The sequence below is a fragment of the Aquirufa originis genome, assembly GCF_042714495.1.
Classification (GTDB): domain Bacteria; phylum Bacteroidota; class Bacteroidia; order Cytophagales; family Spirosomataceae; genus Aquirufa; species Aquirufa originis.
Map to the genome: position 1 here is coordinate 429,489 of NZ_JBBKXY010000001.1, position 12,758 is coordinate 442,246.

12 protein-coding genes and 1 tRNA gene are annotated in these 12,758 nt (G+C 41.6%); 6 read left to right on the plus strand and 7 right to left on the minus strand.

What is annotated here, in order from left to right; all coding sequences use genetic code 11:
* Position 1 precedes the first annotated feature (1 nt).
* On the minus strand, positions 2-667 hold the full coding sequence (locus SKC35_RS01790) for a hypothetical protein (RefSeq protein ID WP_377977788.1): 666 nt from the start codon (positions 665-667) through the stop codon (positions 2-4).
* 265 nt (positions 668-932) lie between these two features.
* Here SKC35_RS01790 and SKC35_RS01795 point away from each other — a divergent pair, with 265 nt between their 5' ends.
* On the plus strand, positions 933-1,631 hold the full coding sequence (locus SKC35_RS01795) for a 6-phosphogluconolactonase (RefSeq protein ID WP_377977789.1): 699 nt from the start codon (positions 933-935) through the stop codon (positions 1,629-1,631).
* On the opposite strand, the gene SKC35_RS01800 is transcribed toward SKC35_RS01795, so the two are convergent.
* The 6 genes from SKC35_RS01800 to atpA form a co-directional block, all read right to left on the minus strand.
* The gene (locus tag SKC35_RS01800; protein WP_377977790.1) at positions 1,628-2,746 is read right to left on the minus strand and encodes a hypothetical protein; all 1,119 of its coding nucleotides are present in this window, start codon (positions 2,744-2,746) and stop codon (positions 1,628-1,630) included. The genes SKC35_RS01795 and SKC35_RS01800 overlap by 4 nt on opposite strands.
* Positions 2,747-2,758: 12 nt before the next feature.
* A complete protein-coding gene (locus SKC35_RS01805) occupies positions 2,759-3,058 on the minus strand; it encodes a hypothetical protein (RefSeq protein WP_377977791.1) in 300 nt (99 codons plus the stop codon).
* Positions 3,032-3,103: transfer RNA gene (locus SKC35_RS01810), tRNA-Arg, on the minus strand. The genes SKC35_RS01805 and SKC35_RS01810 overlap by 27 nt, the downstream gene beginning before the upstream one ends.
* 45 nt (positions 3,104-3,148) lie before the next feature.
* Positions 3,149-4,423 carry a GTPase HflX gene (hflX, locus tag SKC35_RS01815; protein ID WP_269006517.1) on the minus strand — a complete coding sequence of 425 codons (1,275 nt, stop codon included), beginning with the start codon at positions 4,421-4,423 and terminating at the stop codon, positions 3,149-3,151.
* A gap of 59 nt (positions 4,424-4,482) precedes the next feature.
* Positions 4,483-5,361, minus strand: coding sequence for an ATP synthase F1 subunit gamma (atpG, locus tag SKC35_RS01820; RefSeq protein ID WP_252622502.1), 879 nt, complete (start codon positions 5,359-5,361; stop codon positions 4,483-4,485).
* 12 nt (positions 5,362-5,373) lie between these two features.
* On the minus strand, positions 5,374-6,954 hold the full coding sequence (atpA, locus tag SKC35_RS01825; protein ID WP_377977792.1) for a F0F1 ATP synthase subunit alpha: 1,581 nt from the start codon (positions 6,952-6,954) through the stop codon (positions 5,374-5,376).
* A gap of 253 nt (positions 6,955-7,207) precedes the next feature.
* On the opposite strand from atpA, the gene SKC35_RS01830 reads away from it, so the two are divergent.
* From SKC35_RS01830 to SKC35_RS01850, 5 genes are read left to right on the plus strand one after another with little or no spacing between them, the layout of a single operon-like run.
* A complete protein-coding gene (locus tag SKC35_RS01830; RefSeq protein WP_377977793.1) occupies positions 7,208-7,945 on the plus strand; it encodes an FKBP-type peptidyl-prolyl cis-trans isomerase in 738 nt (245 codons plus the stop codon).
* Positions 7,946-7,949: 4 nt separating this feature from the next.
* Positions 7,950-10,043, plus strand: a complete 2,094-nt coding sequence (locus tag SKC35_RS01835; RefSeq protein WP_377977794.1) for a carboxy terminal-processing peptidase — start codon at positions 7,950-7,952, stop codon at positions 10,041-10,043.
* A complete protein-coding gene (locus SKC35_RS01840; RefSeq protein ID WP_377977795.1) occupies positions 10,043-10,843 on the plus strand; it encodes an inositol monophosphatase family protein in 801 nt (266 codons plus the stop codon). The genes SKC35_RS01835 and SKC35_RS01840 overlap by 1 nt, the downstream gene beginning before the upstream one ends.
* Position 10,844: 1 nt before the next feature.
* Positions 10,845-11,009, plus strand: coding sequence for a FeoB-associated Cys-rich membrane protein (locus SKC35_RS01845; RefSeq protein WP_130923534.1), 165 nt, complete (start codon positions 10,845-10,847; stop codon positions 11,007-11,009).
* Positions 10,996-12,747 carry an ABC transporter ATP-binding protein gene (locus SKC35_RS01850; protein ID WP_377977796.1) on the plus strand — a complete coding sequence of 584 codons (1,752 nt, stop codon included), beginning with the start codon at positions 10,996-10,998 and terminating at the stop codon, positions 12,745-12,747. Before SKC35_RS01845 ends, SKC35_RS01850 begins: the two co-directional genes overlap by 14 nt.
* Positions 12,748-12,758: the final 11 nt, after the last annotated feature.

Genomic DNA, 12,758 nt, shown 5'->3' on the forward strand with positions numbered 1-12,758 from the left:
GCTATCGTAGGGGAGAGTATTGGATACCAAAACCGAATGAAACTGGATTAATCGCGAACTGACTACCGTCTTTTTGAATCGTATTCAATTGCCAAGCCTCTGAAAAGTAGGCGAAAATGGCGGTATGGTCATTTATTTGTTTTGCGAGCTTAATTTCACCTCCTATTTGCCATTGAATTCGATCAAATTGCTTATTCCCTTGTAGATTATATACTTGATTTCCCATTTTTTGGGATCCTAAAACCAATTGATTAATCTGCATTATTCCATTGTAAGAAAGACTCACACCTCTGCCTACATGTGATTTCATTCCTAAGCCTAGCTTAAGTCCCACATAGGTAGAAGAATAAGTAAATGGGACGTTTTGTGTCTCTCCAAAGGAATTAAACTGATTGATAGCAATTCCCACTTGGTAGTTTAGTTTACGCACAAATGCACTCTTTGTTTTAGCCGAATCGACAAGGCGATCATTTCGAAGAATCGAGAGCTGCAAGCCGGCGTCTGGTTGGAAGGAGTTTTGAGCAATACCTGCTGGACTTTGAAATCTGAAATTAGCAGAATTCAAACCTATCTGATAATTCCAATCTTGGGCTGAAAGCTTTGAAATTGGAATTATACAGATAAGTAGGAAGGTATAGAGAGGGGTTAGGTATTTAATGGGAATCATTTTTTCGTGGTTAGGCATTCTTTCAAAGGCTAAAGCAAGCTACATAAAAGGTTTTAAAAGCGTTATAACATAAATTATTTACAAACTGATAATTCCTTAAAATAGGCATTTGGGGTCAATTTGGATACATTTTTTATTGTATTAAGTTGATAAATTATCAGTAAACTGATAATCTCATTTTTCAATTAGGATTCCAATTAATTAATTTTATAGGACTAAAATGATCTGTTTTTTATTTGGTAACTTGCTACTTAAATTTTGGACAATGAAAATTACCTACCTTGAAAATTATGCTGCGCTGAGTAAAAAAGCGGCACATTTGATTGCATCAGAAGTGAAGCAAAATCCTGAATTGATGTTTTGCGCAGCGACCGGCGGAAGTCCTACAGGGATGTACGCAGAGATGGCCAAGGAAAAGGCGGTTTATTCTAAAATGCAGGTAATTAAAATGGATGAATGGGGTATAATCCCCTTAAGTCATCCAGATTCCTGTGAAACCTATTTGAAAAAGCATTTATTAGGTCCTTTGGAAATTTCAAACGACCGATATACTTCCTTTGACACTGCTCCTGAAGTGGTAGAATCTGAATGTAAGCGAATAAGTCAATTCATACAAGCGAACGGGCCATTAGATATCTGTATTTTGGGCCTAGGAAAAAACGGACATATTGCATTTAATGAGCCTGCAGAGGTTTTGAATCCTGATTTTCATAAAGCCATTTTAGCGGAATCCACTATTGCTCACGATCCTGCTTTATCTGCTGGAGAGGAACCTGCTTATGGGTTATGTGTGGGGATGGAGGGAATTATGCAATCCAAGAAAATCATTTTCTTGATTACCGGAAAGGGAAAGCAAGAAGCGGTTAAACGGATTATGGAGCGTAAAATTGGTACTGATTGTCCCGCATCATTTTTATGGATGCACCCTAATGTGGAGTGCTTAATCGATTCTTCGGCGATTTAATTTTTTAATGGATGGCGTTGAGTCCAGTTGGCTTCAGGTTCTAGTAGAGGGAATATCCAGCTCAGATTTTGGTGAACTAAGGCATACGAATGGCGCATAAAACCGTTCAATTGTACCGGAATAGCTCCTGTTGAACTTTTAATTTCAAGTGCTGTTCTTCCCAAAATGATTCGTTCAAAACCCTGTGAAATGCCGCAGTTGATAATGTCATACAGCATATTCAAGTAGAGCATTTTCTCCCGCTGAATCGAATCATCATAGCCTAAAAAATAAGTTTCTAATTCATTCCCGTGGCGAATGACAGTGGTAAAGCCCACGAGTTGCTCGTTTTCATAATAGCCGCGAAGAATAAAGTCTTCACCCAGTTGTTTTTTGAAAACTGAAAAATGTCTTTCAGGCAGAATGAACGTATTAAATGGGGCGTTTTGTGCTACATGCAAATACAGAGAATAGATTGTTTCTTCGTTTTGTGAGATTTCTTCTAGACTCAATTCTTTAGTCCGTATAGAGCTTCCTTTCTTACGACATCGCTTAAATTGATCTCGGTATTTTTTGGTCAAATCCGACACATAATCTTCCTCTGTTTTCCACGTAGAATTAATCTCGAAAACCATATTGGGTTGAGAGCTAAACGGATATTCAGATGAAAAGGCAGGTATTTCAAATGGTTTTAATTGCGCTTCTGTAAAGTCTTTGAAAATAGTCAAATGAGGTTTATTGGGCCAAAGAAGGCAAATCTCCTTCAGTTTTTCCAGTACCTTTTTTTCATTCGCATCGGGCAAACAGCTGTAGGCATTTTGGCCACTTAACAAATTGTTTCCAACAATCAATAATTTAGAGGCAAACTGACGGAATAAGAAATTCCGAATCTTGGTTATAAAAAAGTGATCCCTTTCGCCAAAGCTATTCAATTGTGCTAAATCTATTTCTTGAAATAAAGACGTGGCGATTAATTTTTCTCCTTCAAAAATCCCCACAAACGTATTGCGCATATTCGCAGGGGCTGATATTTCCAAAACCCCTAAATACCGGCGCTGCAAGAAAATACACGAATCCGATACCTGATCCCAAGTTTCAGGTAAATCACTAATGCGTGTGTAAAGTTGATGGATCAAGTAATTTATTATTTACAAAACAACAAAGAGCAAAGCACAAAGCACAAAGTTGGAATCCCCTGCGGGGATGACCTCGTGAAATGTTTGACGCTGCGCGTCTTCAAAGAACAAAGAGCAAAGCACAAAGCACAAAGTTGGAATCCCCTGCGGGGATGACCTCGTGAAATGTTTGTCCTCCGGACTAAGCCGAAGGCGACTAAACGACGCAGTCGTGACTGAATCGCGAAGCGATGACTGCCTATTGCCTCCGGACTCATTCCCTCCGGACTGACGCTTCGCGTCATGTGGCCCCGGCGGGAATCGAACCCGCATCTAGCGTTTAGGAAACGCCTATTCTATCCGTTGAACTACAGCGCCAATCTTTTTTTATTCTTTATGCTTTATACTTTATGCTTTCCAGAGCTATTGCTCTGGGTTATACCCATCACTATGCCCCATCAAGTGATTTCCTTCTAACCAGTTGGGGAAAATCTGCATGTGTTTGTCTTTTAGGGTGTCCATAATCGTCTCGCGAAGTTCGGCTAAATTACTGCGTTGTTCTGCGGAGATGAAAACGGTTTTAGGTGTATTGGTTTGCCAGTGTGTTCGTTTCAAAAAGGCCGTCACCCGGTCCATTTTACTTAATTCTGGCTCGCCATCTAGGCCCACTTCGGATCCCTCAAAGAAAATATCTTCGACAGGGAAGAGGTCGATTTTGTTAAAGACTAGGATGGTTGGTTTGTCACCTACGCCCATTTCGTTCAGGATTCCTTGAACGACTTCGATTTGCTCCTCAAAATTCGGATGAGAAATATCAACCACGTGTAATAAGACATCAGCCTCGCGCACCTCATCTAAAGTCGATTTAAAGGATTCTATTAGGAGGGTAGGGAGCTTACGAATAAAACCTACGGTATCCGTTAATAAGAAAGGAATGCCTTCCCAAACTACTTTGCGGACGGTGGAGTCGACTGTAGCGAATAGTTTGTTTTCGGCGAAAACATCCACTTTCGCTAATTTTTGCATCAATGTAGACTTGCCTACGTTTGTATAGCCCACAAGTGAAATGCGAACCATTCGGTCCCTATTTTTACGTTGCGTATACGATTGCTTATCTATGTGTTCTAATTTATCTTTCAAAAACGAAATGCGATCGTTTGCAATACGGCGATCCGTTTCTAATTCTTTTTCACCTGGGCCACGCATACCTACGCCACCCCGTTGTTTCGAAAGGTGAGACCACATACGTGTCAATCGGGGTAACATGTATTGGTATTGCGCGAGTTCTACTTGCGTTTTGGCCTGAAGTGTTTTTGCTCTTTGGGCAAAAATATTGAGTATGAGTAAACTCCGATCTAATACTTTCATCTCTTTGCCTAAAAGCGAGATTTCATATTCGATATTACGGACCTGGGACGGGCTTAGGTCGTCATCAAAAATAAGCATGTCCACATCTTTTGCAACTAGATAGGCAATGATATCATCTAATTTTCCCTTTCCCACGTAGGTGCGGTTGTCGGGTTTGGCTAAGTTCTGTGTAAACGTGGCTAAGGTCAAAACACCTGATGTAGAAGCTAGAAATGCTAATTCCGCGAGGTATTCTGCCGTTTGCTCGGCCGTTTGCTTTTGAGAGGTGACGGCTACTAAGACAGCGGTTTCTTGCTCCTCATCCGTGCTGTGAATTACGTTATTTTTCATTTTAGCTAAAAAAAGCCTTTCTGCAAAGAAAGGCTTTCTTGTTAGGTAAGCTGTTATACTTATGCGTTTAGCGCCTCTGCACCCCCTACGATCTCTAAGATTTCCTTCGTAATGGCTGCTTGACGTGAACGGTTGTACTCTAATTTCAATGCTTTAATTAATTCACCTGCGTTATCAGTCGCCTTATCCATCGCTGTCATACGAGCACCGTGTTCAGAAGAATTTGATTCTAATAGGGCACGGAAGATAGATAATTTGATTGACTTTGGAATTAATTCAGAAATGATTTCTTCCTCAGATGGTTCAAAAATGTAATCAACAGAACTTGCTTTTTCGCCTGATTCTGAGGCTACTAAAGGAAGTAATTGCTCTGTTTGGATGATTTGAGTCGCTACGTTTTTCGAATAGTTGAAAAGAACCTCTACTACATCGAATTGCTTCTCTGTGAACGCGTTTAATACCACTTCACCGATTTCGCGCACATTCGTAAAATTTAATCGTGTGAAAATGTCAGCGTGAGCTTCATTCACTTTAAATCCACGACGAGAAAGGTATTCTCCTCCTTTTTTTCCTAAGGCCAAAACCTCTACGTTTCCAGCCGCGTTCAAGTCTGCATATTTCTCTTGTACTAAAGCCATCGTCGCTTTTCCTACGTTCGCATTGAATGCGCCGCAAAGTCCACGATCAGACGTTACTACAATGATTAATGCACGTTTAATCTCACGCACTTCTGTGAAAGGATTCTCTGCACCCGCCTCTGTTTGAGCAGAAACCGTTGCAATCATTTCCGCTAATTTCTGAGCGTAAGGGCGCATTTGGTGGATTGCATCCTGAGCACGACGCAACTTCGCAGCGGAAACCATTTTCATAGCTTTCGTGATTTGTTGCGTCGAGTTAACGGATACAATTCTATTTCTTACTTCTTTTAAGGAAGCCATAGTATTCTAATTTTATGCTTTGTACTTAGCTGCTACTTCATTTCCTACACGCTTCAAGGTAGCGGTTAAGGCATCATCGTATTTCCCTTGACCTAATGCTACTAACGTATCATTTTCTGTCGCACGTAATACTTGAATGAAATCTTGTTCGAATTCACGAACTTTTTCTACTGGCACGTTATCTAAGTTACCAGTTGTAGCTAAATAAATCATCGCAACTTGTTCCTCCACACGTTGTGGTGCGAATTGAGGTTGCTTTAACATTTCTAAGTTACGGCGACCACGATCGATCGTTAATTTAGTCGAAGCATCTAAGTCAGATCCGAATTTAGAGAAAGCCTCTAATTCACGGAATTGAGCTTGATCTAATTTTAACGTACCCGCTACTTTCTTCATTGACTTGATCTGCGCGTTACCACCTACACGAGATACCGAGATACCTACGTTAATCGCTGGACGAATACCTGCGTTGAACAAGTTTGTTTCCAAGAAGATTTGACCATCGGTGATCGAAATTACGTTCGTAGGAATGTAAGCCGAAACGTCACCCGCTTGTGTTTCGATGATCGGAAGAGCTGTTAAGCTACCGCCACCTTTCACTAAGTGTTTGATCGATTCTGGTAAGTCGTTCATATTACGAGCGATCTCATCCGAGTTGTTAATCTTCGCTGCACGCTCTAATAAACGAGAGTGTAGGTAGAAAACGTCACCTGGATACGCCTCACGTCCTGGTGGACGACGTAATAAAAGGGAAACTTCACGGTAAGCTACCGCTTGCTTCGATAAGTCATCATAAACGACTAAAGCTGGACGACCTGTATCACGGAAGAATTCACCGATCGCTGCACCTGTAAAGGGAGCGTAGAATTGCATCGGAGCTGGATCACCTGCTGAAGCTGAAACAACAACGGTGTAATCCATCGCACCTGCTTTACGCAAAGTTTGCTCAATTTGCTTCACAGTAGAAGCTTTTTGACCAATCGCTACGTAGATACAGAAAACGGGTTCTCCTTTATCGTAAAATTCTTTTTGATTAATGATTGTATCGATACAAACCGCTGTTTTACCTGTTTGACGGTCACCGATTACTAGCTCACGTTGTCCGCGACCTACTGGGATCATTGCATCAATCGCTTTGATACCTGATTGTAATGGTTCTGTAACGGGTTGACGGAAGATTACTCCGGGTGCTTTACGCTCCAAAGGCATCTCGTATAATTCACCTGCGATAGGACCATTTCCGTCGATAGGCTCACCTAAGGTGTTCACTACGCGACCTAAAATGCCATCTCCTACTTTAACAGAGGCAATTAAGTTTGTTCTTTTTACGGTATCACCCTCCTTAACTGAGCTAGAGTCGCCTAATAATACAGCACCTACGTTATCCTCCTCTAAGTTCAAGGCTAATGCTTTTAGACCGTTTTCAAAAACGATCAATTCACCTGCTTGTACGTTAGATAGGCCGTAAATACGTGCCACACCATCACCCACTTGGAGTACGGTACCTACTTCTTCTAGTTCTGCGACAGTTTTAGCTTGGGATAATTGTTCCCTTAAAATTGCTGAAACTTCATCTGGTCTTACTGATGCCATATAAAATGGAGGGGTTTAATAATTTTAAACTGATTTTTAAACTATTTATTTTGAATCAAATTTCGGGTGCAAAATTAGCTAGGAAATTTCAATATTCCCATAATTATTACAAAAAAAGACGTTAATCATAAGACTTTTTAAAGATGAGTTTTTTCTACTTGATAAACCAACTGTTAAATGCCGTTAAAATTCTTGAAAAAGAGGCATTTTTGCTTATCTTCGAACCTTTGTTTTTAAATCAATTCTCTATTTTATGAAAATTAAATTTTTGACCCTTTTAGCTAGTTTGGCTGCATTTACTTCCATTGCACAAGTGAAACCTAAAACAAAGCCGAAGTTAACAGTCTCTCTAACGAAAGTGCCCGTAAAAGAATTTGCGAATCAAGTGGATTCGGTTTCTTATGCTGTGGGTGTGTTAGTGGCACAGAATTTCAAGTCTCAAAAAGTGACTTTGAATCCAGCGATGGTGGCCAAAGGTTTTGAGGCAGCTACCCAAGGTGGTGCTTTGAAAATGACAGAACAAGAATGCCAAAACGTCGTTTCAGCTTATATGATGAAGAATCAAGAGGCCCAAGCTTTGGAACAATCGAAGCAATTTTTGCCTAATAAAGAGGTGGGAGAGAAGTTTTTGGCAGAAAACAAAAAGAAAGATTCCATCATTGTAACCGAATCTGGTTTACAATACAAAATCATGAAGTTAGGCACGGGTCCTAAGCCAGTAGCCACTGATAAAGTGAAAACGCATTACCATGGAACATTAATCGATGGCACGGTGTTTGATTCTTCGGTACAACGAGGTGAGCCTATCTCATTTCCGGTGACCGGTGTGATTCAAGGCTGGGTTGAGGCTTTACAATTAATGCCAGTTGGCTCTAAATTCAAATTATTTATTCCCCAAAACCTCGCATATGGTGTTCGTGGCGGTGGTCAAACGATCAAGCCCTATTCTGCTTTAGTTTTTGAAGTGGAATTATTAGAGATTGAAAAATAAATCTATGAAGAAGATACTTCCTATTTTCATCCCGCTTTCCTTATTGGTTGTTTGGTTTATGCACGGTTCTGATCTGCAGAATCAAATCAATTACCAGGAGGGTGATTTGCAGCCTTCCGCTTTGCAGCGTAAAGTGGAAAGCAAGGTGTTCGAGATTTTGAGCAATTACCATTACCGCAAGGTGCCGGTAAATGACTCCTTGTCTTCGAAGATATTTGATTCCTACATCAAGCAATTAGACCCGAATAAGGTGTTCTTTTTAGCGGAGGATATCAATGAAATAGAAAAGTATCGTTTTGCAATCGATGAGGCGTTGAATTTAGGAGATTTAACTCCAGCATTCCAGATTTATAATCTATACCAAAAGCGGATGAAAGCGCGCTATGCGTTCATCACGGCACAATTGGATAAGCCAACAGATTTTACCTTAGATGAAACCTACCAGCCAAACCGCGAGAAAGCGACTTGGGCAAAATCGGAGTCTGAGTTGGATGATTTTTGGCGTAAAGATTTGAAACGTCAATTATTAGATTGGAAAATAGGTGGTAAGGCAGACACTACGTCAGTACGGGAATTAAAGGAGCGTTACAAGCGGACGGAAAAGTATATGGCCAAAACGAAATCAGAAGACGTTTTCCAAGTCTTTATGAATGCCTACACGGAAAGTATTGATCCGCATACAACTTATATGATCCCGAAGGCGGCGGAAGAATTCAACAAGGATATGTCCCAAAGTTTCGAAGGAATAGGGGCTACGCTTCGTCTAGAAGGTGATTACGTGAGCATTGTGGATTTAGTTCCAGGTGGACCAGCCTATCGCAGTAAGCAAGTGAATCCGAAAGACCGTATTGTAGGTGTAGCGCAAGGAGAGGATGGGAAATTTGTCGATATCATCGGTTGGTTTACGGATGATGCGGTGAAATTAATCCGTGGTCCGAAAGGAACCGTTGTTCGCTTAAAGATTTTACCAGCCTCGGGTGTGACGGGTTCTCCTACCACAGAGGTGCGCATCGTCCGCGAGAAGATTAAATTAGAAGAACAGACGGCAAAGAAGGAGATTTTGTTCCAAAAACAAGGCGACAAAACCATCAAAATCGGTTTAATCACCATTCCAATGTTCTACCGTGATTTCGAAGGTGCTCGCAATAATGAGGCAGGCTTTAAATCGACTTCGGCGGATGTACGCAAGTTTTTAGTAGAGTTCAAAAAAGAAGGTATTGATGCCTTATTAATTGATTTACGTAATAACGGTGGCGGATCCTTGATTGAAGCCGTTGATTTAACTGGTTTATTCATTACTTCTGGGCCGGTGGTTCAAAGAAAAGAATCAACTGGCCAAATCACCCAAGAAAATGATGAAAACCCGGAGTTAGTTTACGACGGCCCTATGGCTGTTTTGATCAACCGATTCTCTGCTTCTGCTTCGGAGATTTTCGCAGGAGCTATTCAAGACTATCAACGTGGTATTATCGTAGGGGAGCAATCTTACGGTAAAGGAACCGTTCAAAGCGTGTTAGATTTAAGTCGTTTCGTTCGTTCTGAGAAGGAAAATCCAGGTGTATTGAAAATCACGTTGGAAAAATTCTACCGTATTACCGGAAGTTCGACGCAACACAAAGGCGTGAGCCCTGATTTCGCTTTGCCCTCTGCTTTCTCTGCGGAGGAATTTGGCGAAAGCTCACAGCCAAGTGCGTTGCCTTGGGATATGATTCGTTCTACGACGTTTACGAAGACGGGAAAAGTAAATCCAGCGACCGTTAAATCATTACAAGTAGCTTTCCAAAATCGCTTGAAAACGAAGCCTGAACTATTGAAATTGAAAGAGGATTTAGAGCGTTGGAAGAAATTGAAGGAAACGAATTCGATTGCTTTGCAATATGATAAGCGCAAGAAGGAATTAGACGACCAAAAGAAAAAACCAGATGAGGCAGCTGCTGTGATGGAAGTGATGGCGGGCGCTGAAACGGAAGACACGAAGTTGGTTTCCAAAGAAAAAGATAAGCACGCGAAAGATGCGTATTTGAAAGAGACGCAACAGATTATCGCGGATTGGTTGAAAGGACCTTTGGCAAGTGTAAAACCAGTGGCTAAAAAATAATGAAAGCGTTAACCGATGTATTGGTAGAATCTTCGCAGCTGGTTCGAGAAACCGGTCAATGGATTCTGCAGCAATCATCGCAGTTTTCGAGTTCGGACATTATCTATAAAGGAACGAACGATTTAGTTTCGTTTGTGGATCAGCAGGCTGAAGCGAAATTAAAACAAGGGCTTTCTGCTATTTTTCCGGAAGCGGCCTTTATCGCGGAGGAAACTTCGTCGAATTACGACGAGGTAGGGGATGGGTATTATTGGGTGATTGATCCTTTAGATGGCACCACGAATTTCTTGCATAAGCTGCCGGTATTTGCGGTTTCAGTGGGTTTGATCCTGAATAAACAACCTATTCTAGGTTTAATCTATGAACCGAATCGCGATGAATTATTTACGGCGGTGAAGGGACATGGAGCGCATTTGAATGGCAAACCCATTCAGGTTTCTCCTGAAAATTCTTTGTCTAAGTCTTTATTAGCCACCGGATTTCCCTATTATGATTTCTCCTACCAAGACCGTTATTTAGATTTATTGAAGGAACTAATGCGTTCCTCGCACGGTTTAAGACGCATGGGTGCGGCAGCCATTGATTTAGCGTATACGGCCTGCGGTCGTTTTGAAGGCTTTTTTGAGGCAAATCTGAAGCCCTGGGATGTCGCTGCAGGTAAAATCATTATCGAAGAAGCTGGAGGGATGGTGACCAATTTTTCGGGTGGCCAAGACGTTATTTTTACGGGTGAAATTATTGGTGCAGGTCCCATATTCTCGGAATTTTTAGGAACTTTGCAGTCTAAGTGGTTTGATTAATATGGAAAACGGGATCATCTTTTTGGTATTTGCTGCGGCGCTCGTTTATTTAGTTCGCCTGGTATACAATCAGTTTTGGGGTAAGAATGCAGGAAACTGTGCCAAAGGCTGTGGTACTTGCGCGGCTTCTTCCTCCATCGAAAAAATGAACAGTGAAAGAAGCTAATTCCGGTAAAACATTCGATTTTCAGATCATTAAACGTTTGTATGGCTTTATTCAGCCCTACCGTTTTCGCTTTTGGTTTCTGGTGTTTTTGATTCTCTGTATGGCAGGAATTTCTCCTGTTGTACCATTGCTTATACGCTATACCCTAGATAATTACCTAGGCTTGACTTTCGCGTCCGATTTAGTACGTATGCTAGGTTGGATGCTGGGAGCCCTCTTATTGCAAACAGGTTTGCAATTTTCTACTTCGTATTTAGCGGGTTATTTAGGCCAAACCGTTATCCGCGACATTCGCATTCAGTTGTATGAGAAGATCGTTCATCTGCGATTAGCCTTTTTTGATGCGACGCCTATTGGGCGTTTAGTGACGAGAACGGTGTCAGATATTGAAACACTGAATGATGTGTTTTCAGAGGGATTAGCCTCCATTGCGGGTGATTTACTACAATTATTCTTGATTTTAGGCGTGATGTTTTATGCGGATTGGCGCTTGACTTTAATCATCATCGCGACAGTTCCTTTTATGGTCTTTTCGACCTATGTATTCAAGGAATATATCAAGAAGTCGTTCAACGAGGTTCGAACGGCTGTAGCAAATTTAAATTCCTTTGTTCAGGAACATATTTCTGGGATGTTAATCGTCCAAATGTTCCACGCCGAAAAGCAAGAATTAGCGAAATTCAACCGCATTAACGAAGAGCACCGCGATGCCAATATTCGGGGTATTTTGGCCTATTCGGTTTTCTTTCCGGTGGCGGATGTCATTGCGGCGATCGGTACAGGTTTAGTAGTATGGGCGGCGTCGACCTATATTGTGAAGGAGGAGATGGGAGTGGGGACCTTGACCGCGTTCATCATGTTTATCAACTTGTTTTACCGTCCCATTCGCATGCTAGCGGATCGTTTCAATACCTTGCAAATGGGGATAGTGTCGACGGAGCGCATTTTAACGCTCTTAGATTCGACGGATTATATTCAAAATAACGGAACCATTCAGGCGGATCACATCGAAGGAAAAATTGAATTTTCGGACGTCACTTTCGCATATCAGGAGCCAGAATGGGTAGTCAAAAACGTGAGTTTTACAGTGGAAGCGGGGAAAACCTGCGCTATTGTGGGAGCGACAGGAGCGGGTAAGTCGTCTATCATAGGATTATTAGGTCGTTTATATGATTGCCAAAGCGGCGAGATTAATATCGATGGCGTTCCTTTGACCTCTTACGAAATAGGCTCTTTGCGCAAAAACATCGCGGTGGTATTACAAGATGTGTTCTTATTTAGTTCTTCGATTGCCTACAATATTCATCTAGGTGATGAGTCGATCACTCAGGATAAAATGGTAGAAGCCGCGAAAGCGGTGGGTGTCCATGATTTTATTCTTTCACTTCCAGGTGGCTATGATTATGAGGTGAAGGAACGTGGCGCTACGTTAAGTGTGGGACAAAGGCAGTTGATTTCTTTTGTACGTGCTTTGGTCCATAACCCGAAGATTATTGTCTTAGATGAAGCTACGTCCTCCGTGGATTCTGAGACGGAAGTGTTGATTCAGCAAGCGATTTCAACCCTCATGAAAGGACGTACGGCCGTGGTGATTGCCCATCGACTGTCTACCATTCGGAATTCAGACCAAATTTTAGTGATGGACAAAGGGGAAATTAAGGAGCGCGGGACGCAAGATGAATTATTGGCTTTAGATGGTTTATATGCGCAACTCTATCACCTACAATTCAGAAAATAAACGTATCTTTG